A 21,978-nucleotide genomic window follows, 5' to 3' on the forward strand; every position below is an offset into this window, starting at 1 on the left:
AAGCCCGTCCCCTCCAGGAGCACAACCATGACCACCGACGCGACGCGGCCCCGGCAGCGCTCTTCGGGGCAAGGCTGGTCGTTGGCCGAGCACGCCGCCGGGGATGTGACCGTCTACGTCCTGCGCGGCGAGTTCGACCTGGCCGTATCGGCGAAACTCGCGGACCTGCTGCCGGCAGACCCCGGCCTGGGGAAGGTCGTGCTGGACATGACCGAGGTCGAGTACTGCGACTCCAGCTGCCTGCAGATCCTGCTGCGGCTGGGCACCCGGCTGCGCGACGCGGGCGGCCGGCTCGCCGTCGCGACCACCGTTCCCGCCGTCGTCCGGCCGATCGAGCTGCTGGGGCTCGGCGAGGTCATGCCGCTGCACCCGACCGTCGCCGCGGCGCGCGCTTCCTGGGGTGATGACGCATGACGACCTCCGGCACCCGTGTGGGCGAGCCCGGTTCCGGGCATGAAGAGGGGGACGGCACCCGTTCGGGGCCCGGCACCGTGAAGGAGGCGGGCGTGAACCTGCGTTTTGCCAGGCAAGAGATCACCATCTCCGCCGAGCTCTCCGAGCTGGCGAGGGTCCGCGGCTGGGTCCGGTCCGTCCTCGGCGGCTTCCCGGCGAGCGTGGTCACCACCGCCGTCATGGTGGTGGACGAACTGGCCTCGAACGCCCTGCGCCACGGCCACGCGCCCTACCACGTGCGCCTGCTGCCCGGCGTGGCCAAGGTGCGGATCGAGGTCGACGACGGCAGCGCCGAGACGGCCCGCCGCCGGGCGCCGTCCGATCAGGGCGGCCGCGGGCTGCTGCTGGTCGAACGCTGCGCGGCGGCGTGGGGCCAGCTCCGCCGTCCGGCCGGCAAGACCCTGTGGGCCGAGCTGGCGACCGAGCCGGGCGCCCATGGCTGAGCGCGTCCACACCGCCCCCGCGGCTCCGCTCATCGGAGACCGGGGCTGGGACGCCGCACCCACGGCCGCGCTCGTCGCCGACGGCTCGGGAATCCTCCGGGCCGTGAACGCAGCCGCCCGCCGGCTCTTCCCGGACGCCGGCCCCGGTCACCCGCTGACCGGCACGACCGCGCAGTGGCTGGTCGAGGCGCACGAGCTGCGCCCCGGCGAGGTGGCCCGCGGCGCGGTCGGCGAGCGGTTCTTCGCCGCGCACCCCGTCCCGCACGACGGCACCGTGCTCTGGTGGCTGATCGACGAGACCGACCTCCGCGCCGCCCGGGACGCACTGGCCCGCGAACAGGAGCGGACGGCGTTCCTCAGCGAAGCCTCCGCCGCGCTGCTCGGCTCGCTCAACCTGGAACGCTGCATGGAGGTCGCCGCCCGGCTCGCCGCGGAGCACTTGGCCGACGCCGTGCTGGTGCTGGCGCCCAGGACCAGCGGGACCTTTCCCGCGGTCAGCTGCGTTCGCGGCGGCGAGCCGGCCCGCCGACGGCTGGAGATCGACCCGGACGAGCTGCCCGGGCTGGGGGAAGCCCTGCAGGGCTTCCCGCCGGTCCCTTCGCGCTGGCTCGCCCCGGACAACGCGCCGGACTGGGTGCTGCCGGACGGGTTCGGGCCGGTCGGCTCGATCGTCGTGACGCCGCTGCCCGGCCACGGTGTCCCCGCCGGCGCGCTGGTGCTGCTGCGCCGCGGCGACCTGAAGTCGTTCACCGAACAGGAAGAGCTCTTCGCCCGGCTCTTCGCGGCCCGGGCGGGCGCGGCGATGTCCGCGGCGCGGGTGTTCGCGCTGCAGGCCGCCATCACCGACACGCTGATGCGTGAGCTGCTCCCACCGGATCTCGAGCAGCTCGGCGGGGTCGAGTTCGCCGGACGGTACCGCCCGGCGCTCGACGGCGAGCGGATCGGCGGCGACTTCTACGACGTCCACGCGACGGGTACGGCCGAGGGCGAAGAGGCGCTGGCCGTGCTCGGCGACGTCTGCGGCAAGGGCCTCGACGCCGCCGTTCTCACCGGCAAGATCCGCACGACGCTGCGGGCGCTGCTGCCGATGGCGGACGATCACCACCGGCTGCTCGGCCTGCTGAACCGCACGCTCGCCGACCGCCACGACGCCCGCTACGTCACCCTGGTGCTGGCCTCCGCGAAGCGCGAAGGCAACGCCGTCCGGCTGCGTGTCACCTGCGCCGGGCACCCGCCGCCCCTGATCGTCCGGGCGGACGGCCGGGTCGAGGAAGCCGAAACCCACGGCAGCCTGATCGGCTTCCTGCCCGAGATCGAGTCGCAGAGCGCCGACGTCACGCTCAACCCCGGCGAAACCTGCCTGTTGTTCACCGACGGCATCGTCGAGGCCAAGGGCGGCCCGCTCGGGGACGCCCGGTTCGGGGAAGACCGGCTCCGGCAGGAGCTCACCGAGTGCGCGAACATGCCGGCCGACGCGGTCGTCGAACGGATCCACATGCTGGCCGCGCAGTGGATCGGGCGCGGCGACCACGACGACATGGCGGTCCTCGCGATCACCGCCCCGCGCGGGCAGCACCTCGCCGCGGTCGGCGGGCACAGCCGCGGGAGGTACACCGCGTGAGTGTCCCGACCCGCACCGGTCCGGCCGGGGTCGCCGAGCACGCCGACCTGTTGTGGGAAGCCGTCACCACGGGCGACGAGTACGCCGCGGGCGACGTCGTGGTCCGGGCGCTGGACCAAGGCCTGGACCCCGAGAGCGTGCTGCTCGACGTGATCGGCGCGGTGCAGCGGAAGGTCGGCCGGGAGTGGGCGGCCAACCGGCTGAGTGTCGCGCAGGAGCACGTGGCGACGGCGATCAACGATCGCGTCATCGCCACCTTCGGTCACGTCCTGCCCCGGCCGGAACCGCGCCTCGGCCGCGTCACGGTCGCCTGCGTCGACGGCGAATGGCACGCGATGCCCGCCCGGCTGCTCGCCGAGGTCCTGCGGCTGCGTGGGTTCCACGTCGACTACCTGGGCGCGCAGGTCCCGGCGCCGCACCTGGTCGCCCACCTGCACCGCACCGGGCCCGACGCGGTCGCCCTGTCCAGCTCCATCGCCACCCGGCTGCCGACCGCGCACGCGACGATCACGGCGTGCCAGGCGGCGGCGACCCCGGTGATCGCCGGTGGTGCCGCGTTCGGGCCGGACGGCCGGTACGCGCGGCTGCTCGGCGCCGAGGCATGGGCCCCGGACGCGCGCACGGCCGCCGACCGGCTGACCGAACCACTCCCCCGGCCGCAGATCGGGCACCAGCCGTTCGACGATCTGCCGCACCTGGCCGACCAGGAGTACACCCTGGTCACGCGCAGCTCGGGCAACCTCGTGAAGGCGGTGCTCGCCGGGCTGGAGGGGCGGATCCCGGCGATGCGGTCCTACACCGACCTGCAGCGCCGGCACACGGCCGAGGACATCGCGCACATCGTCGACTTCCTCGCGACCGCCCTCTACGTCGGCGACAGCGACCTGCTGACCGGGTTCCTGACCTGGACGGCCGACATCCTCACCGCACGTGGTGTCCCGGCCGTCTCGCTGGTGCCCGCGCTCGACCTGCTCGAGGCGGAGCTGCGCGACTTCCCCCGGGCCACCGGGCTGCTCGGCACCGCCCGCACGCACTTGGCGGACCGGGCCGCCGGATCGGAGCTGTCCGCATGAGTACCTCGCTGACCTGCACTTGGACGTCACCGGAGCCGGGCACAGCCCACGTCGTGATCGTCGGCGAGCTGGAGTTCGCGACGGCCACGCTGCTGTCCCGGCTGATCGCCGACCGGCTGGCGGGCGCGCCCGACGTCCGGGACGTGCGGCTCGACTGCGGGGGAATCGCGTTCTGCGACTCTTCCGGCCTCTCGGCGCTGCTGCGGGCGCACACCGCCGTCACCGGCGCGGGCCGCCGGTTCCACCTGGACAACCGCCGGCCCGCCCTCGACCGGCTGCTCGCGCTCACCGGGACCTTCGCGCACCTGACCGGCGAAGCCCCGATCTCCCGCGCTCGCGCCGACTCCTAGCCCCGCAGCCCGGCCAGCTCCCACGGGTCGTGGGCACTGAAGATCGTGACGTCGTCGCCGTGTCCTCGTACCAGTTCCCGTAGCCGCGCCTGCGTGCCGAGCCGCAGGTCGTGGTGGACTTCGGAGCGGGTCTGGACGACGTCGAGGATGGGGTGCGGCTCCGGCGTGACGTCGAGTTCGCGGTGGTAGTAGTAGGCGTCGCCGCAGTGCAGCAGCCAGCGGGCGCCGTCGTGCACGGCGACCCCGGCGTGACCCGCGGTGTGCCCGCCGAGCGGCACCAGCCGGATCTCCGGCGGCAGGCCGGTGAGCGGCACCGACGCGAACCCGAACCAGTCGTCGCCCGCCGGGACGTCGTAGGCCGCCCATTGCGGGCCGTGCGCCCAGTGCGCGGGCCGGTACCGGAAACTCGGGGCTTCGGCGACCGCGGCGTCGAGCTCCGCGCGGAGCACGTGCACCCGGGCGCCGGGGAAGTCGGGCAGGCCGCCGCAGTGGTCGACGTCGAGGTGGGTGACGACGACGTGCCGCACGTCGGCCGGGTCGAACCCGAGCCGCGCGACCTGCCGGATCGCCGTCTCGTCTTCGGCGAGGGCGGGCTGGGCCATGGCGACCCAGTCGGCGCCCAGGGTGGTCTCGGGCTCGCGGACGTCGTCGAGGCCGAGGCCGGTTTCGACCAGGACGAGGCCGTCGCGCTCGGTCTCGACGAGCAGGCAGTGGTTGACGGCCGGGGCGGCCGGGAGTCCGGGGGCTTCGATCTGCCGCACGGACCCGCAGTTGAGGTGGTGGATCTTCATGGGGACAGCCTCCGACTTGAACTACGATTCAAGTCAAGTACCTGGGAGGTCCCGATGACCGAAGCCCTGCTCGACATCGCCGAGGTCGCCGAACGCGCCGGGCTGGCGCCGTCGGCCCTGCGGTTCTACGAGAAGCGCGGCCTGGTCGAGCCGGCCGGCCGCAACGGCCTGCGGCGCACCTACCACCCCGACGTCCTGCGGCGCCTCGACCTCGTCGCCTGCGCCCGCGGAGCCGGGTTCACGATCGCCGAGATCGCCCGCTTCCTGGTCGCTACCCCCGGCGACGAGGCCCTGCGCGAGCGCATGGCCTCGAAGGCGGACGAACTCGACGGCGCGATCGACCGCCTGACCCGGATGCGCGACAGCCTCCGCCACGCCGCGCACTGCGACCACGTGCCGCTGGTCGACTGCCCCGACTTCAAGGTGACGATCGGCTGACCCGGTTCACCGGTTCAGCAGGGGCAGTGCGGGAAAGCTGTGGTCCTGCCAGATCCGGCGGGAAACCTCCTCCGGGTAGGCGGCGACCGCCGGTGTGGTGTCGAACAGCTGCGTGAGGCGCCGGGCGGTGTCGTACGCGGGCCAGCCGGGGTCGCCGCAGGTGGCGAACGCCGTCCACGCCGCGCGCATCCGGGCCGAGAGCTCCGCCGCTTCGGCGGTGTCCTGGCCGATCAACGCGGCGGGCCCGCCCCGGTCCAGGTTGCCGAAGACCAGGGGCACGTCGAGGCCGTGGCAGGCGCCGAACGCGCCGCCCATCCCCGGCGCGGGCCAGGTCAGCTCGTAGAGGTGGGCGCGACCGCCGGCCGCGACGTGCGCCTCGGCGAGGTGCAGGCTGGGCATCCGGAACAGCCAGTCCGAGTGGACCAGCTCGTACAGCTCGTCCGGCCCCGCGTCCGGGAAGCCGTCGCGGTACCGGCGCGCTCCGTCCGGGCCGGGGGCGAACACCTCCAGGGCGGTCGCCGCCTGCTCCGGCGTCACCTGGCCGAGGATGCCCTCGATCACGGTGAACAGCCGCTGTTCGTCGCGGGTGTGGCCGACGACGAGTTCTACGTCCCGGCCGGCGAGAGCCTGCCACGGCGTGCCCGGCAGGACATCGCCGTCGACGACGGGCGCGAACGGGATCGACCGGTGCGCGGCCTGGCCCCAGTCGTGCGCGCGCCCGCCGATCCCCTCGGTGACCGCGTCACCGGCGGCGGCGAGCAGGGCCGGGTCCACGTCGGACAGGTCGGCCACCGTGGGACGCAGCCCCAGCTCGGCGGCGAAGGCGGCGCCGATGTCGGCGGCGAGCTCCGGGGAGAAGAACGTGCCCGGCACGCTCTGCGCGATGGCCCGCCGGAAGAGCCCGGCCGCCCGCGGCATCGCCAGCAGGGCGGCGACCGAGCCACCGCCCGCCGACTCGCCGAAGACCGTGACCCGGCCGGGATCGCCGCCGAAGGCGCGAATGGTGTCGTGCACCCACCGCAGCGCGGCGACCTGGTCGAGCAGGCCACGGTTGGCCGGCGCCCCGTCGAGCTGCGCGAAACCCTCGACACCCACGCGGTAGTTGAAGGTCACCACGACGACCCCGCCGTCGCGCGCGAGGCGGGCGCCGTCGTACTCGGGGAGGCCGGACGTGCCGATCCCGTAGGCACCGCCCTGGATCCACACCATGACCGGCAACCCGGCGGCGGGACCGGGTTCGGGCGACCAGACGTTGACCGTCAGCCAGTCTTCGCCCGGCGCGTCCTTCGCGAGCTCGTCCATGCCGAACGCCCCGGCCTGCGGGGGCGGCGGGCCGTACGAGACGGCCTCCCGCACCCCGTCCCAGGCCCGCACCGGTTGTGGTGCGGCGAACCGCAGGGCGCCGACCGGCGGCTCGGCGAACGGGATGCCCCGGAAGACCGCGAGACCCGCTTCCCCGCTGCCGCGCAGGGTTCCGGCCGGGGTGCGGACTTCGGGGCGGGGCGCGACTGCGGTCATCGCAGGGATGTTCCTCGCCCGACCGGGACGCGCGCCAGCCATTTACCTACGGCTGATCGGCTTTCCGCGCCAGCTTCGACGGCCACCAGATCCGGCGGCCGACGTCCACGGTGAGGGCCGGGACCAGCAGCGAGCGCACCAGGAACGTGTCCAGCAGGACGCCGAACGCGACGATGAACGCGATCTGGGCGAGGAACAGGATCGGGATCACCGCCAGCGCCGAGAACGTCGCCGCCAGGACGACGCCCGCCGACGTGATCACGCCGCCGGTCAGCGACAACCCGCGTAAGGTGCCGGCGCGGGTGCCCCGGGTCAGTGCCTCTTCGCGGACGCGTGTCATCAGGAAGATGTTGTAGTCGATCCCCAGCGCCACCAGGAACACGAACCCGAACAACGGCACCACCGGGTCCGCCCCCGGGAAGCCGAAGAGGTGGTTGAACACCAGCGCCGACACGCCCATCGTCGCGGCGAACGACAGGACCACCGTCGCGATCAGCAGCAACGGCGCGAGCAGGGAGCGCAGCAGCAGGGCCAGCACGAGGAAGATCACCAGCAGCACGATCGGGATGATCAGCTCGCGGTCGTGCACCGACGTCTGCTGCGTGTCGAGCTGGATCGCCGTCGGGCCGCCGACCTTCGCGGCGGCGCCGGGTACCGCGTGCACGGCGTCGCGCAGCCGGCCGACGGTCGCGACCGCGGCTTCGGAGTCCGCCGGGTCGTTCAGCACGGACAGGATCTGCACCCGGCCGCCGACGACCTTGGGTTTCCCGTCGGGGCCGGGCAACGGCAGCGACTGCGCCACACCGTCCACTTCGGACGCCGCGAGCACGGCGGGCAGCGCGCCGGCGTCGGCGATGGTGATCGCGGGCGCGCCGAGGCCGCCGGGGAAGTGCCGGCCGAGGACGTCCTGCCCGGTGCCGGACTCGACCTGGGTGAGGAAGACGTCCGACTGGGCGGTGCCGGACGCCTTGAGCTGCGGCAGGAACGCGACGCCGATGCCGAGCACGAGCGCCGTCACCACCCACACCGCGCGCGGCCGCTTGCCGACCAGGCCGGCCACCCGGCCCCAGATCCCGGCGGTCTCCGGGTGCGGCGAGCCGAGCGCGGGCTTGAACGGCCAGAACGCGCCGCGGCCGCAGAGCGCGAGCACGGCGGGCAGGAACGTGGTCGACGCCAGCAGCGCGGCGCCGATGCCGATCGCCGCGACCGGACCGAGCCCCTTGTTGGAGTTCAGGTCGCTGAACAGCAGGCACAGCACGCCGAGCACGACGGTGCCCGCCGACGCGGCGATCGGTTCGAGCGTGGCGCGCCAGGCGATCCGCAGCGCGTCGAACCGGCTCGGCGTGTCGCGCAGCTGCTCGCGGAAGCGCGCGACGGTCAGCAGGGCGTAGTCGGTCGCCGCGCCGAACACGAGGATCGAGAGGATGCCCTGGCTCTGGCCGTTGAGCGCGAGGACGTCGTTCTTCGCCAGCAGGTAGACCACGAGGCTCGCGAGCCCGAGCGCGAACACCGCCGAGAGCAGCACCAGGAACGGCAGCAGCGGGCTGCGGTAGACGACGATGAGGATCAAGGCGACCACACCGCCGGCGACGAGCAGCAGGATGCCGTCGATCCCGCCGAACGCCGTGACCAGGTCCGCGACCTGCCCGGCCGGGCCGGTGACCAGCACGGTCAGGCCGTCCGGCGCGCCCGTGAGCTGAGCGCGGACCTCCTTGACGTCGTCGGCGGGGTTGCCGTCGGCGAGGATCGGCACGGCCAGCTGCACGGCCTGGTCGTCGCGCGGCGCGTTCTGGGGCTTCCCCAGCGGCCCGACGACACCGGGGACGGTGCCCAGCTGCTGGGCCTTGGCCTCGAGGAACCGGCGGTCTTCGCCGGTCAGGCCGCTCGTGCGTTCGGCGACGACGGTGGCGGGCAGCACCTGGCGCGAGGTGAACGCCTTCTGCTCGTCGGACACTTCGGTGGCCTCGGCCGAGGCGGGCAGGAAGGCGGCGTTGTCGTTCTTCGCGACTTCGCTGAGCTTCCCGGCGAACGGCCCGCCGAACCCGCCGATCGCGAGCCAGGCGATCACCAGGAGGGCCGGGATCAGCCAGCGAAGACGGCGTGGAGCGGTCTCGTTCATGGTCGCTAAGGTCCTTTCGAGCGCGAACACGCCCAATTGTTCAGCAGGCTGAACATTCTGCACGACGGCACGGAGTGACGGTGAGCACAGCCCCCGAACCGGACCTGAGCACGTGGCCGACCGGCCGCCTGCTGGCTGTCGCCGCGCGGCTGGTCGAGCAGCGCTGGGTCGCCGTGCTCGACGGCCTGGGCCTCACCCACGCGGGGCTGATCGCGCTGCACACCCTGCGCGAGGGGCCGCTCCCCCAGCGAGCCCTGGCCCGGCGCTGCCAGGTGACCGACCAGACGATGAGCCGCACCCTCGACCGGCTCGCCAAGGCCGGCTTCGTCACGCGCACACCGGACCCGGCCGACGCCCGCCGCCACCTCGCGCGGCTGACCTCGCCCGGGCGCGCCGTCCACGAACAGGCCGTGCGCGCCGAACGCGAAGACCCCGCCCTGCTCGGCGGCCTCGGGGACGACGACGCGTTCCGCGCGCGGCTGCTCTCTTTGATCGGCGGTCTGTCGGCGGGGGGTTCAGATCACCCGGGGCTGGGTAACTGAGCAGGCATGTGGATCGCGGTGAGCACCCCAGTGGCCCTGTTGATCGCAACCGTGCTGATGGAGCGGTTCGAGCGACGATGCACCCTCGTGCCCGCCGCGAAAGCCGAACGACCACCGGTCGGCAGCTGACCTCGGTTTCCCTTGCGGCCTGGCACTTTCCCGGTGGAAGTGCCAGGCCTTTCGTGTGCGCGCCATTCACCCGTTCGAGTGATCCACATCGTGTCGAGAACCTCCGCCCCCTCCCCGCACGACTTACGGGGTGGATCCGGCGATACCGGATCCGGGAGGAGATCACCATGCGCGGCACCACGAAGCCGACCCGCACCCTGCTCGGCCTGGCCCTCGCGGCCGGGCTGATCACGGCCACGAGCATCGGGATCGCCGGCGGCGCGTCGGCCGATTCCGGCACCACGGAGGGGAAAACCATGAGCAGCACAGCCCAGCAGCCGCCGAAGGGCGCGCGCGCCACCGTCCAGGTGAGCCCGAACCCGACCACCCGGCGCGGCGAAGAGGTGACCATCACCGGGAACTGCGGGGGCGGCACCGGCCTGAAGTCCGTACTCGGGGGCTCTCCGGAGCACCCCGTCCTGGAGAACATCCGGATCCTGAAGTCCGGGCCGGACGAATTCGAGGCCAAAGCCACGCTCGCCGCACAGATCGGGAACGGTGTCGGGCCCGTTTTTGTCGACTGCGGCGGCGAGGCGGGGGTGACCTTGCTGGTCACGCACGTCTGAGCGGGCGAACGGCCCGCTCACCGGCACCCGGGTTCCGGTGGGCGGGCCACTCCGAATACGCCCGGCTCAGCAGTTCTTCCACGCGAAGTGGTAAACCGTGTCGACGCTCGCGTGCTCGGAATCCATTTCGATGAAACTGGCCCCCGAGGACGTTCCGGCGTCCGCCCGCAGTTCCGCGTTGATGTTGAGGTTGCGGTCCTCACCGCACGGCGCGAACACCAGCGCGGCGACGTCGGTGGTGTCCGTCGCGCGCCACTGGCCGTGGAACGGGCCGGGGAAGGTGTGGCGCACCCGCGCGGTCGGCGACGTCCCGGCGAAGTAGTAGTTCGCCTGCTCCAGCGCGCTCGCCCCGCTCTCGATGTGCGCGAACCCGCGGTACTCCGCCTCCGCGATCGCGTACGTGAATCCTTGCGGCACATGGACGAGCACGTTGATCTGGCAGTTCTTCCGGGCGTCGAGAGCAGGAGCGCCACCGCCGGCCTTGGCCGTGAAGTTCGAGTAGCGCACCGAGAAGGACGTGTTGTCGGAGGCGACGTCCGCCGACGCGGTGGCCGTGCCGGCCGGGCAGCCCGAACCGTTGATGGTCTTGATGTCGAGCGTGATCTTTTCGGTCGGCACCGGGTTCACCGACGAATCGGCGGGTGCGGCGAGCAGGGACAGAATCGTTACGGCGACGACCGACATACCGAGCATGACGCTCCTCCAAATGGGCCACGATGCCTTGTGATCACGATGATCGCTCGCGGAACGGATCGTAGCGCGATCGCAAACCGCCCGAGGGCCACTGAACGGAGTAACACCACGAGAAAAGTACGGGAAATGGATTTCCCGTACTTTCGCCGGCAATAGTTGATTATTCGAAGAATCGATGGCGCTACTGGACTGGACCAGTATTCCGCCGGAGCGAATACGGGGGCGTCGCGCCCGCGAGCAACGTTTCGGCGTCGAGTGTCACGGCCGTGCTCGCCCGCTCGCCGAACCGCCGGGCCACCAGCGCCCCCGGCTCGCCGACGCGGTCCGCCCGCCCGGACAGGAAGGCCCACTCGTGCTCGTCGGAGCCGAAGTACAGCACGGTCCCGAACACCTCGCGGAACCGCCGCCACGACGCGACCAGCGTCTCGTTGCGCCACAGCGTCGGGCAGCCCGCCTGGCAGGTCACCACCCCGCCGGGCGCCAGCAGCCGCGCGCAGCGGCTGAGGAAGTCCGTGCCGTACAAGCGGTTGTGCTGCGCGTCCGGGTCGGTGTTCTCGTCCGGCAGGTCGATCACGACGACGTCGTAGGTGTCACCACGCTCTTCCGCGGCGGCCAGGAACGCCCAGCCGTCCTCATAGGACAGCCGGACCGGCCCGGCTCCGCGTTCGGCGTCGGCGAGGGCGGCCGTCGTGTAGCCGTAGGGCAGGTGCTCGGCGCAGGCGCGGACGGCCTGCTCGTCGATGTCGACGTGGTCGACGACCTCGGCGCCGGCGGCCAGCGCCAGCTCGCAGGCGACACCTTCGCTGGAGCCGATCACGAGCACCCGGCGCACCTCGTCGGCGAGCAGGAGCGCGGGCACCATCAGCGCCTCGTGGTAGAGGAGCTGGCTCGCTTCGGTGCTCTGGCGCTCGTTGTCGCAGAACAGCGAAACGCCCTGCGCGGTGCGCCCGATCAGCACCTCCTGGTAGGCCGTGCGCGCGCGGAACACGACGTCTTCGACCTCCCAGACGCGGGTCAGGCCGGAGCCGAGCGGTTCGTGGATCGCGGTCATCAGGCTTCTCCCCGGCGGAGGACGGTCAGGTGGATCGAGGCGGCGTCCAGCGACTTGGCCAGCAGGCGCACCGCTTGTTCGGGGTCGGCGCGCTCGCCGCAGGTGAACACATCGGCGAACAGCGACCCGTGTTCGGGGTAGGTGTGCACGGACGCGTGGGACTCGGCGAGCAGCGCGATGACGGTGGCGCCCTGCGGCGCGAAGCTCTTGGCGACGACGTCGACGACCGTCGCGCCCGCCTCCGTCACCGCGGCGCGGAGCAGCTCCCCCAGCTTCGGGGCGTCGTCGAGCAGGCCCGGGTCGACGCCGTGCAGCTCGGCCAGGACGTGCCACCCGGAGAACCGGCCGATTTCAGGCATCTCCCCACTTCCCCAGGCAGTAGGTCCGCAGCGGCTCGATCCCGTTGAACTCCACGGAGGCGTACGACGCGGTGTAGGCGCCGGTCCCGGGCAGGTCGAGGCGGTCACCGGCGCGCAGCGACAGCGGCAGCTCGTACGGCGTCCGCCGGTAGAGGACGTCGTCGCCGTCGCAGGTCGGCCCGGCGAGCACCACCGGCCCGGCGGGCCCGGCGGGCGTCTCGACCGGCTCGAACCGGTAGGCGATCGCCTCGTTCTCGGCCTCGGCGAGGCCGTTGTAGCGGCCGATGTCGAGGTACACCCAGCGCCGCTCGCCGCGGTCCGCGACCAGGACGACCTCGGTGCGCAGCAGGCCGGCGTCGGCGACGAGCACCCGGCCGGGTTCGAGCAGCAGCTCCGGCCGGCCGTCGGGGAAGTGTGTGCCGAGGGCCGACTCGATCGTCGCGGCGTAGGCGGCCAGCGACGGGACGCCGGTGCGGTGGGCCGTCGCGAAACCGCCGCCCAGGTTGAGCCGCGTCATCCCCACGCCCTGGGCCCCGGCCTCGGCGAACAGCTTCGCCGCCGTGGCGATCCCGATCTCCCAGGCACCGAGGGCGGGCTGCTGCGAGCCGACGTGGAACGCGATCCCGGGCCGCAGCCCCAGCGCGGCGGCGCGCAGCACCAGGTCGAGGGCCTCGGCCGGGTCGCAGCCGAACTTGCGGCCGAACGGCGTCACCGAGTCCGGCGCGTCGAGCACCACGCGGATCGACACCGCGCAGCCCGGCGCGTACCGGCCGAGGTGGTCGACGTCGGTCGCGGCGTCCGAGGTGAACTCGCGGACCCCGCGGTCGTGGGCGAAGGCGATGTCCCGGGGTTTCTTGATCGGGTTCCCGTAGGCGAGGCCGGCCGGCTCGGCGCCGCGCTCGAGGCACCGCGCGACCTCGGCGGGCCCGGCGACGTCGAAGCCGATCCCGGCCGCCACCAGCGCGTCGAGCACCGGCGGGGCCGGGTTGGCCTTGACCGCGTACCGGATCAGCGCGCCGGGGAACGCCGCGCGGAACTCCGCCGCCCGGGCCCCGACGACGTCGGTGTCGACGACGAGGCACGGGGTCGGCGGGTCCCGCTCGTCGAGGAACCGGCGGATCCGGGTGAAGTCGGCGCACACACCGCCAGTCTTGCAAACGGCGTCAGACGAACCGCCACAGGTGGTCCGGGGAGCCGTTGTCGTCCCACTGCGTCACCTGCGCGCCGTCGGCCGTGGACTGCTGGTCGACCGCCATGACCTTGCCGCTGCGGACGTTGACGATCTTCGACCAGCCGCCGCCGGCGTCGGCGATCCGCCAGTTGTGGTCCGGGGTGCCGTTGTCCTGGTACTGCTGCACGTGCGCGCCGTTGTCGAGACTCTGGTCGTGCACGGCCAGGATCTTGCCGCTGTTGCGGTTGACGATCCGGACCGTGCCGTCGCCGTTGTCGACCACCGCCCACAGGTGGTCGGCGCTGCCGTTGTCCGACCACTGCGTGACCTCGGCGGTGTCGGCCAGGGACATGTTCGACACCGCGAGGACCTTGCCCGACCGCTGGTTCTGGAGCTTGCGCCAGAGGGTCGTGGACCCGGCGGGCCGGGTCAGCAGCGCCAGGTAACCGCCGGCGACCGGGCGGGCCTGGAAGCCGCGCTGGGTCGCGTCGGCAACGACGTACCAGTCGGTGAAGGGCACGCGTTGCGGCGTCGTGTTCGCGAAGCTGTAGACGCCCTCGACCAGGGTGTTCCGGATGTTCGGCTGGTCGGTGAGCCAGGCCGCGGTCCACAGCTCCCAGTCGGCCTTGGTGTAGTTGTTGCGCGGGTCGAGCAGCACGCCGTGGGCACTCGCGCGGGCCTGGTACCAGGCCGCCTCCTGGGCGGCGACCCCCAGCGGGACCAGGTCGAGGCCGAGCACCCGGTCGGCGAAGCCGTTGTACTTCAGGCTCCACGTGCCGGGCTGGTCGTAGGCGAGCTTCAGGTGCTGGTTCGACGTGTCCTGCGCGAGCGTCACCCACTGGCTGACGTAGCTGCGCGAGACCGACCGGTACCGCTGGGCGTCGGCCGTGTTGCCGGTGACGCTCGCGATGACGCCCATCGCGCCGACGCCGATGATGCCCTTGAGCGCGAGGTTGGCGCTGTGGGCGATGAACCCGGTGAAGTCGTCGGTCTGGTTCTGGAAGCCCGGGTCGAGGGTGGTGCCGACGAGGTACTCGGCCCACTGCCGCAGGATCCGGTAGTGGGTGGTGGCGAACGCGTTCGCCTCCGCCGCCGGCAGCCGCTGGATCAGCGCGGCGGCCATGATCAGCATGTTGGCCGACTCCTCGACCGGCATGCTCTCCTCGTTGCCGTCGTTGTGCCCGGTCGCGTCCGGGTAGTGGGTGCCGACGTCGTGCTCGGCGAACTGCATCGGCCAGCCGCCGTGCTCGGGGTAGTCGAGCAGCGGCTCCAGGATCAGCCGCAGGTAGGCCGGGGAAAGGTAGAGGTAGGCGGGGAACGCCGGGTAGGTGACGTCCACTGTGGACATGTTGCCGCTGGAGGAGATCTCCTTGAGGAACGCCCACGGCGAGCCGCCGCGGTCGACCAGCTCGGTGCCGCCGAACGCCTGGCGCAGGGCCAGCGCGCAGATCGCGGCGTAGTGCTCGCCGGTGGTGCCGCCGCCGGCCGCGGCGACGGCGTCGTCGTGCAGGCGCTGGTCGATGGTGGTCGCGGCCGACAGCGCGGCGGCGTAGTCGCCCGCGAACCACACGGCCATGTCCTGCCAGCTGCCCCAGTAGTGCGTCCACCAGGGCTTCAGCTCCGCGCCGAGGTACCGCACCGCCGGCGTGCGGACGTGGCCGATCGAGAGCGTGAACGGCGCCGACGTGCCGCCGGCCGCGATCGTCCCGAGGTTCTTGTTGAACGCCAGCACCGGCCAGCGGTCGTTGATCGCGCGCGGCTGCGCGGTGTCGCTGGTACCGGGCAGGGCGCCTTGCCCGGCCGAGGCGGCGCGCACGACGGTGTCCTGGCCGATCTGCCACGTCGTCCCGGCGGTCGGCGCCGCCAGCACCAGGGAGCCCCAGCTGGCCTGTTCGCCGTTCTCCTGGAGCACACCGGGACCGGCCGGGGTGCAGCTCAGCAGGGTCTGGCCGCCGGCCTGCTGCTGCGTCCAGGTCACCGGGGTCGCGGTGTTGCCGTGCACCCACTCGGCCGAGGTGTCGAAGTGCAGGTCGACGGCGTGGGCGCGGCCGTCGGTGCTGGTGGCCCGGATGGTCACGTAGCCGAACGGCACGGACTGGCGTTGCAGGTTCGCCGGGTCGACGGGCGAGAAGAACGTGACGGTCAGGTTCACCCCGCCGCCGCCGAGGACGTAGGTCGAGCGGGTGCCGGTGACCTGCAGGCTCACCTGCGTCATCGGGGTCAGCGCGGGCCCGGACGGCAGGGCGGGCGAGCCGGCGAAGACGTAGGCCACGCCGTCGATGCGGGCGAGGCCGCACAGCGCGGTGGTGTGCCCGTTCCAGAAGCCCGCCCAGGTACCGGGCAGGTTGTCGGACGGCTGCCAGGTGGACAGGTACGGCGAGCGGACGATCAGCGGCGTGGCGGGCGGCCGGATCGGGCTGAAGGTGCCCGCGGCCGACGCCGTGCCGGGCAGCCACAGGGCGGCGGCGACCGCGGCGGCCGTCCCGCCGGCGAGCCGCAGGAGGTCACGGCGGGTCAGGTGATCGCGTTCACGGGAGGACATCGGTGGCCCCTTCTACGGCTTGCGAACCGGAGCGACGAACAGCGCAGGGACACTTTTACATCGTTGGTACAACGTTGTAAATCCGCCGATGGTCGGCGGGGTCCGTTGCGCCGGGTGCCGACCGGACCACGCTGCGCACCGGTCCGGTGCCGCCGGCAGGCGGTCTGCGGGTACGCCGACGTGGGCCGATCCGTGGATCGCCCGCGCCGCCGGGCACCCGGACGTCACCGTCGGACGGCTCTCCCCGGGCGGTCCGGTCTGGCCGGGTTCCTGTCCGCTCCGGGGGCCGTGCCGAGCCGCCCTCGTGCCGGTGCGTCCCGAGGCGGGCCGCTCAGGGCGCGACGCTCACCCGCGGGTGCAGGGGCAGGCTTTCCAGCCCTTCGACGTCGAGCACCAGGAACCAGTGCGCGTTGGCCGGGATGTGGATCTTGAACATCGGCGCGGTCGCCACCCCGCCGTGCATCCGGTAGAACTGCCGGCGCCGGTAGGCCTCGAAGTTGACCGCCGTCAGGAGCCGGACGTTCGCCATGGCGGCCAGCCGCACGGTGACCACCGCGTCTCTTCGAACCTTCCCCAGGTCGAACACCTTCGGTTGCATTGTCCGTCCCTCTTCCACAGATGTGGTTGACCCGGTTGTCCACGGTTTCCGAAGCGATCGGACGCGCCGCATTCGAGCCCGCGCCACCGGGAACAACCCGTTCCGGGCGCGAAACAGCGGCAAGACGGAGTTGGCCACACCCCGGCGAACCGGCTCCACGCGCCGCACCGGAGCCGCCGGGGCGTGGCCCGATGCCCGCCAGGACAACAGCCACCACGCCGTCATCGCGCCACGACCACTACGCGGCGTGCGGCGTTGCCCGGTGGCGCCACGGTGCGTGCCCAGGTCACGGTCGGCGAACCTCCAGATGCGGGAGCAGATCTGGACGTACCCACCCAGGCGAGCCGCCACACGGCAGCTGCGCGCCACCGGGCGCTTCCACTCGTCCGGCCCAGTTCTTTCGTGTCGGCGAACCTCGGTAAACCCGCCAACCGGCCGAGCCCGCTCCGTCAGGCGCAGGCCCGTCAGGGTTCCTGTCGCCGGGATTCCGCCAGCGACCCCAGAGCGAGGACGCCGTGCTGCAACCCCTCACGGAACGTCGTGCGCTGGCCCGGGCTCAGGTCGGCGAGCAGCTCCCGCTCCACCTCCCCCACCGCGGGCGCGCAGTCGGCGAGCAGGGCCCGCCCGGTGCCGGTGAGGCTTGCCAGCAGGACTCGCTTGTTGTCCGCCTTGGGCGTCCGCTCGATCAGTTCGCGCTTCTCCAGCGCCAGCACCATTTCGTGCATCGTCTGCGGCCGCAGGAACGACCGGCGCGCGAGCTGCGCCGAGGACAGCGGGCCACTCACCTCCAGCACGGTGAGCGCGGTGTACTGCAGCGTGGTGAGCCCCAGCTCTCTCAGCGCGTCGTCGAGCAGCGCGCGGATGGCCAGTTCCAGCCGCTTGACCAGGTACAGGGTCAACGGCCCGCCGGTGGCGTGCTGCTCCGCGGAGGTGCTCACGCGCCCATCATGGCACTTCGGTGCGATCACGGCAGGCGGCGCGGCGGCTATGCTCCGATCATGGATCACGGTCGGCAGGCCCGCGTGCGCCAGGCGTTCGACACCTTCTTCGGGACACCCGGGCCGGCGCCCGCGAACCAGGTCCTCGACCTGTTCCGGCGGACCGCGGAAACCGTGCCGGCGTACCGGAAGTTCCTGCGGGACCACGGGATCACGCCGGAGTCGGTGACGACGCCGGCGGACTTCCGGCGGCTGCCCCTGGTGGACAAGGCGGGCTACCACCGGAAGTACCCGCTGCCCGAGCTGTGCCGTGACGGCACGTTCGCCGGCCTCGACATGATCGCCGTCTCCTCCGGATCCAGCGGGCACCCGACCATCTGGCCCCGCGCGCTGGAAGACGAGCTGCACGTGGCCCGCCGGTTCGAGCAGGTCATGGTCGACGGCTTCCACGCCGACGAGCGCGGCACGCTCGCCGTGGTCTGCTTCCCGCTCGGCACCTGGGTCGGCGGCCTGTTCACGACGGCGTGCGTGCGCCACCTCGCGGCCAAGGGCTGCCCGATCACGGTCGTGGCGCCGGGCAACAACAAGGCCGAGATCCTGCGGGTGCTGCCCGAGCTGGCGCCGCACTTCGAGCAGGTGGTGCTGCTCGGTTATCCGCCGTTCGTCAAGGACGTCGTCGACACCGGCGTCGCCGAAGGCATCGACTGGCGCGCGTACGCGATCAAGCTCGTACTGGCCGGCGAGGTCTTCAGCGAGCAGTGGCGCGACCTCGTCGCGCAGCGGGCCGGGGTGGCCGACCCGGTCCGCGACATCGCGTCGCTGTACGGGACCGCCGACGCCGGCGTACTCGGCACGGAAACCCCGGTCTCGGTGGGCATCCGCCGGTTCTTCGCGGACCGGCCCGAGCTGGCGCGCGAGGTCTTCGGCGACGCGCGGCTCCCGACCCTGGTGCAGTACGACCCGGCGAGCCGGTTCTTCGAGGAGCACGACGGCACGCTGGTGTTCACCGCGGACGGCGGGATCCCGCTGATCCGCTACCACATCGCCGACGACGGCGGGGTCCTGCCGCACGCCGATCTGCTCGCCTACTGCGCCCGCCACGGCTTCACCCCGCCGGCCGGCCCGGAGCTGCCGTTCGTGTACGTCTTCGGCCGGTCCCTGTTCACCGTGTCGTTCTTCGGCGCCAACGTCTACCCGGAGAACGTCACGGTCGGGCTGGAGCAGCCGGGCATCAGCGACACGGTGACCGGCAAGTTCGTCGTCGAGTCGGTCGAGGACGAGGACCGCGACCGGCGGTTGCGGATCACCGTCGAGACGGCGCCGGGCGCGACGGCGGACGCGGGCGCGATCGCGGAGTCCGTGCGCGCGCAGCTGCTGCGGCTCAACAGCGAGTTCGCGCACTACGTCCCGGCCGAGCGGCAGCTGCCCGACGTGGAACTACGCGCGGCGGGCGACCCCGAGTACTTCCCGGTCGGGGTGAAGCACCGCTACACGCGGCCGTCCTGAGCGAAGCCCGTCGTCAGGCGGGCTGCCACAGCTCGACCCGGTTGCCCTCGGGATCGGTGACCCAGCCGAAGCGGCCGACCCCCGCCATGTCCTGCGTCTCGTCGGCCACGGCCGCGCCCTGGGCGCGCAGCTGCGCGAGCATCGCGTCCAGGTCGCGCACCCGGAAGTTGAGCATCGTCTGCTGGGTGCGGGACCCGAAGTAATCGGTGCCGGACTCGAAGGCCGCGAACACCGTGGGCCCGTCACCTTGGTCCCACCGGCCGTGTTCGTCGGCGTCCAGGCCCAGGCAGTCGCGGTACCAGGCGCTCAGGGCCGCCGGATCCGCGGCTCGCAGGAAGTACCCGCCGATACCCAGTACACGTTCCATGCCGCCATCCTGCCAGGACGCCGGCCCGTGCGACGGCCAGGTGTACCGACCCGTGAGGCCGGGGAGGGTCGGTTGCCGCCGGGTGCGGTGTGGCCGCGGTGGTGGCTTTCCTGTGCTGCGGACCGGCGTTTCGCGGCTAGGGCTTGACGAGCTTGCGGAACCGTTCACGGCGCTCGTCGGCCGACGAGCCGTCGGCGATGTCGTCGTCGAACCACGAACACAGCGCGCCCCACAGGTCCGCGCGGGCCGCGAAGTCGTCCTGGGTGTGCTCGACCTCCGCGATGTCGGCCACGAGCTGGTCGAGCCGCAGGTCGCAGAACCGGACGTACTCGCGGACGACGATGTTCGGGTCCATCCCCGTCCGTCCCTTCGCGCCCGCCGCGCCGCGCAGCTGGGCGTGCAGGCGTTCCTCGTTGTAGAGCGGGAAACCGGCGATGGCCCCGGGGTAGCCGCAGTCGGCCGACCACTCGCGGAACGCGCTGATCGCCTGGTAACGCGTGTACCAGTCCTGCTTCCCGGTGGCCAGGTCCGCCAGCCGGCGCCAGGCGTCGCGGTCGGTGGACCGCCAGCGGTCGAGCACCCGGCCGTCCCGGACCGGGTCGGGGTCCAGGGCCCGCAGCCGCCAGAAGTGCGCGCGGCAGCTGGCGATCTCGCAGACGAGCTGGCGGACGTAGCTGACCTGTTCCCAGACGTGCGCGCGCTGCGGGCGCAGCGGCGCCGCGCGGTCCGGTGAGAAGGTGACCATCTCGAAGACGCGGAACAGCTCGTGCCCGCGCAACGACGCGAGGTCGGGGTCCTCCCCCATCACCCACGACCGGCGCTCGGGCAGCCGTCCACTGTGGCTGATCGTCGCGGCGTGGTACAGCTCGCGGACAGCGCGGCGGGCCACCTCGTCCCGGGTGTCCCCGGTCAGGCGGGGGTTCCGGGCGCGGTCCCGCAGGTCGCGCTCGCCCTGCGGGCCGACTTCGAGCATGGCGACCGCGTACACGCTCGCCGCGTTGTAGCACTCTTCCCACGACTTGCGCGGCCCGGCGGCTTCGACGGTGTCGTCCAGGGCCTGCGGGTCCGGTGGCCAGCGGCGGTCCGGGCAGACGTCGGCCAGCTTCACCCGGCTGCCGGGGTAGGCCGGTCGCGGCTCGGGGACGGCGCCGGACATCGGCTCGACGTCCGCCATCGCCCGCCGCAGCACCGCCCAGACCAGGGAGAGGTCGAGGGCGCGGTTGGTGAGCTGCTCCCAGCTGCGGCGCCAGCGGCGGCCGAAGTTCCGGTAGTCCTCGACGAGCCGTTCGATCTCGTACTGCGACAGCGCGCAGAAGTACGACCGCATCTCGGAAGCGCGCTGGTTGTACTCGGCGAGCTGCTCGAGCGTCGCGTCCTGGACGACCAGCTCCGGCACCGACACGCGCATCACGCGCCGGTGCAGCTCCAGGCGCTTCTCCCGCGGGATCGCGTACGGCCGGGTCCGGACGTCGAGCTCGACGTAGCGGCGGAACCGCAGCTCCAGGGCCGCCCGCAGTTCCGCGCGGCGCAGCGCCCGGGCGTCACCGGGAACACCCGCGGTGGTCCGGCGGACCCACCACGAGCCGGCCACCGAGTCGCCGTGGCCGAGGACCAGCGCGTGCCGGTAGCGGGCGATGAGCAGCGCGACGTCGCGGGCGCGGGCGGCGCGGCGCGGCTGGCGGGCGAAGTCCTCGCCGATCCACCACCGGGCCAGCGCCGGTTTCCCCCTGCTGCACAAGGTGATCACGTCGTCGTAGGTGGCGAGCGCGTCGAGGTGCAGGTCGAGCTGCTCCTGCAGCGCGGCGATCTCGAGTCTGATGTAGACGTTCGACGGGTCGAGGCTGAGCGCGCGGTAGTACTCGGCGAGGGCCTCGTCGTAGCGGCGGTAGGTGATGAAGTGGTTGGCGCGCTGGTAGGCGTCGAACAGTTCGTACGGGATCTTCGCGTCGCGCCAGGCGGCCCAGTGGATGTTCGTGCGGACGTAGGCGCTGCGCGGGATGACGAGCGCGGCGACGGCGTTGGCCGCGCGGTGCAGCACGCGCGGCCAGTTCTCGTCTTCGATCACCAGCGGGCTCGCGGCGAAGCGCGGGCAGCGGACGAGCTCCAGGATCAGCTGGTAGCGGCCGGTGGTGTTGCCGGGCCGGACGGTGCCGGTGACGGTGAACGCGGCGGGCGGCTGCGCGAGCCGGATCAGTTTGGTCGCGGCCTTCCACCAGCCGTCGGCGGACTCGCCGGCGTGCTCGACGATCTGGATGAAGTCGTAGGACCCGCCGACCCCGGGCACGGAAGTCGGCGTGTAGAGCCGGGAGTCGTTCAGGATCCTCTTGAAGGCGGCGGTCAGTTCGACGGCGGAGTCGATCTCGCGGTCGTGGCTGGCGTCCGGGCGCTCGTCGGCGAAGAGGCGGATGTCGATCTGGTTGGCCCGGTAGGCCGCGGCTTCGAGCCGGGCCTTGCCGATGAAGTACAGCGTCAGGACGGCCGAGATGACGACCACCGACGTCTGCAGGACGGTCCAGGTGATGACGCTCGCGACCTTCGGGTCGCGGATGAAGGTCAGTTCCTGGAAGAAGGGGAGGTAGGGCACGATCGCGAAACCGGCCGCGACGAGACCCGCCGTCACGGCCGCGAGCCACCACCTGATCCGGTGTGCCTCCGGAAGTTCCGCTTGATC

General features: G+C 72.6%; 21 protein-coding genes. 9 read left to right on the plus strand and 12 right to left on the minus strand.

All coding sequences use genetic code 11. The features are described from left to right. The first annotated feature begins 27 nt into the window (after positions 1–27). The 5 genes from OHS18_RS07630 (at position 28) to OHS18_RS07650 (ending at position 3,940) form a co-directional block, all read left to right on the plus strand. A complete protein-coding gene (locus tag OHS18_RS07630) occupies positions 28–414 on the plus strand; it encodes an STAS domain-containing protein (RefSeq protein WP_328616452.1) in 387 nt (128 codons plus the stop codon). Positions 415–506: 92 nt separating this feature from the next. Next, entirely contained in the window at positions 507–896 is a 390-nt protein-coding gene (locus OHS18_RS07635; protein WP_328616453.1) for an ATP-binding protein, read from the plus strand. Beyond that, positions 889–2,517: a PP2C family protein-serine/threonine phosphatase gene (locus OHS18_RS07640; RefSeq protein ID WP_328616454.1), complete on the plus strand. Its 1,629-nt coding sequence runs from the start codon at positions 889–891 to the stop codon at positions 2,515–2,517. The genes OHS18_RS07635 and OHS18_RS07640 overlap by 8 nt, the downstream gene beginning before the upstream one ends. After that, positions 2,514–3,590 (plus strand): cobalamin B12-binding domain-containing protein, encoded by a 1,077-nt coding sequence (locus OHS18_RS07645; RefSeq protein ID WP_328454566.1) that lies wholly within the window; start codon positions 2,514–2,516, stop codon positions 3,588–3,590. The genes OHS18_RS07640 and OHS18_RS07645 overlap by 4 nt, the downstream gene beginning before the upstream one ends. Next, positions 3,587–3,940, plus strand: coding sequence for an STAS domain-containing protein (locus OHS18_RS07650; protein WP_328454564.1), 354 nt, complete (start codon positions 3,587–3,589; stop codon positions 3,938–3,940). The genes OHS18_RS07645 and OHS18_RS07650 overlap by 4 nt, the downstream gene beginning before the upstream one ends. Here OHS18_RS07650 and OHS18_RS07655 read toward each other — a convergent pair. Further along, on the minus strand, positions 3,937–4,731 hold the full coding sequence (locus OHS18_RS07655; RefSeq protein WP_328616455.1) for an MBL fold metallo-hydrolase: 795 nt from the start codon (positions 4,729–4,731) through the stop codon (positions 3,937–3,939). The genes OHS18_RS07650 and OHS18_RS07655 overlap by 4 nt on opposite strands. Positions 4,732–4,785: 54 nt before the next feature. Between OHS18_RS07655 and OHS18_RS07660 the strand changes: the two genes are divergently transcribed. Beyond that, positions 4,786–5,169 carry a MerR family transcriptional regulator gene (locus OHS18_RS07660; RefSeq protein WP_328616456.1) on the plus strand — a complete coding sequence of 128 codons (384 nt, stop codon included), beginning with the start codon at positions 4,786–4,788 and terminating at the stop codon, positions 5,167–5,169. 6 nt (positions 5,170–5,175) lie between these two features. On the opposite strand, the gene OHS18_RS07665 is transcribed toward OHS18_RS07660, so the two are convergent. Both OHS18_RS07665 and OHS18_RS07670 read right to left on the minus strand, forming a co-directional pair. Further along, complete coding sequence (locus tag OHS18_RS07665; protein ID WP_328616457.1) at positions 5,176–6,687, minus strand: carboxylesterase/lipase family protein; 1,512 nt, start codon at positions 6,685–6,687, stop codon at positions 5,176–5,178. 46 nt (positions 6,688–6,733) lie between these two features. Beyond that, a complete protein-coding gene (locus OHS18_RS07670) occupies positions 6,734–8,806 on the minus strand; it encodes an MMPL family transporter (RefSeq protein ID WP_328616458.1) in 2,073 nt (690 codons plus the stop codon). Between the two features lie 74 nt (positions 8,807–8,880). Between OHS18_RS07670 and OHS18_RS07675 the strand changes: the two genes are divergently transcribed. Together OHS18_RS07675 and OHS18_RS07680 are read left to right on the plus strand one after the other, a co-directional pair. Beyond that, complete coding sequence (locus OHS18_RS07675) at positions 8,881–9,348, plus strand: MarR family winged helix-turn-helix transcriptional regulator (protein WP_328454557.1); 468 nt, start codon at positions 8,881–8,883, stop codon at positions 9,346–9,348. A 296-nt stretch (positions 9,349–9,644) separates the two neighbouring features. Next, on the plus strand, positions 9,645–10,082 hold the full coding sequence (locus tag OHS18_RS07680; RefSeq protein ID WP_328616459.1) for a hypothetical protein: 438 nt from the start codon (positions 9,645–9,647) through the stop codon (positions 10,080–10,082). 66 nt (positions 10,083–10,148) lie between these two features. Here OHS18_RS07680 and OHS18_RS07685 read toward each other — a convergent pair whose 3' ends face one another. The 7 genes from OHS18_RS07685 to OHS18_RS07715 form a co-directional block, all read right to left on the minus strand. Next, positions 10,149–10,775: a DUF4360 domain-containing protein gene (locus tag OHS18_RS07685; protein WP_328454555.1), complete on the minus strand. Its 627-nt coding sequence runs from the start codon at positions 10,773–10,775 to the stop codon at positions 10,149–10,151. A 181-nt stretch (positions 10,776–10,956) separates the two neighbouring features. Further along, the gene (locus tag OHS18_RS07690; protein WP_328616460.1) at positions 10,957–11,826 is read right to left on the minus strand and encodes a spermidine synthase; all 870 of its coding nucleotides are present in this window, start codon (positions 11,824–11,826) and stop codon (positions 10,957–10,959) included. After that, positions 11,826–12,185: an adenosylmethionine decarboxylase gene (speD, locus tag OHS18_RS07695; protein WP_328616461.1), complete on the minus strand. Its 360-nt coding sequence runs from the start codon at positions 12,183–12,185 to the stop codon at positions 11,826–11,828. Before speD ends, OHS18_RS07690 begins: the two co-directional genes overlap by 1 nt. Further along, entirely contained in the window at positions 12,178–13,326 is a 1,149-nt protein-coding gene (locus OHS18_RS07700) for a type III PLP-dependent enzyme (RefSeq protein ID WP_328616462.1), read from the minus strand. The genes speD and OHS18_RS07700 overlap by 8 nt, the downstream gene beginning before the upstream one ends. A 22-nt stretch (positions 13,327–13,348) precedes the next feature. After that, positions 13,349–15,898, minus strand: a complete 2,550-nt coding sequence (locus tag OHS18_RS07705) for a glutaminase domain-containing protein (protein WP_328616463.1) — start codon at positions 15,896–15,898, stop codon at positions 13,349–13,351. Positions 15,899–16,229: 331 nt separating this feature from the next. Further along, positions 16,230–16,496, minus strand: a complete 267-nt coding sequence (locus OHS18_RS07710) for a DUF1883 domain-containing protein (RefSeq protein ID WP_328454547.1) — start codon at positions 16,494–16,496, stop codon at positions 16,230–16,232. Positions 16,497–16,960: 464 nt separating this feature from the next. Beyond that, positions 16,961–17,434 carry a MarR family winged helix-turn-helix transcriptional regulator gene (locus tag OHS18_RS07715; RefSeq protein ID WP_328454545.1) on the minus strand — a complete coding sequence of 158 codons (474 nt, stop codon included), beginning with the start codon at positions 17,432–17,434 and terminating at the stop codon, positions 16,961–16,963. 60 nt (positions 17,435–17,494) lie between these two features. Here OHS18_RS07715 and OHS18_RS07720 point away from each other — a divergent pair, with 60 nt between their 5' ends. Beyond that, the gene (locus OHS18_RS07720) at positions 17,495–18,940 is read left to right on the plus strand and encodes a phenylacetate--CoA ligase family protein (RefSeq protein WP_328616464.1); all 1,446 of its coding nucleotides are present in this window, start codon (positions 17,495–17,497) and stop codon (positions 18,938–18,940) included. Between the two features lie 13 nt (positions 18,941–18,953). Here OHS18_RS07720 and OHS18_RS07725 read toward each other — a convergent pair whose 3' ends face one another. Further along, positions 18,954–19,307, minus strand: coding sequence for a VOC family protein (locus tag OHS18_RS07725; protein ID WP_328454541.1), 354 nt, complete (start codon positions 19,305–19,307; stop codon positions 18,954–18,956). Positions 19,308–19,443: 136 nt separating this feature from the next. Continuing rightward, on the minus strand, positions 19,444–21,927 hold the full coding sequence (locus OHS18_RS07730) for a hypothetical protein (protein WP_328454539.1): 2,484 nt from the start codon (positions 21,925–21,927) through the stop codon (positions 19,444–19,446). Between the last annotated feature and the right edge of the window lie 51 nt (positions 21,928–21,978).

Source organism: Amycolatopsis sp. NBC_00355 (assembly GCF_036104975.1).
Classification (GTDB): domain Bacteria; phylum Actinomycetota; class Actinomycetes; order Mycobacteriales; family Pseudonocardiaceae; genus Amycolatopsis.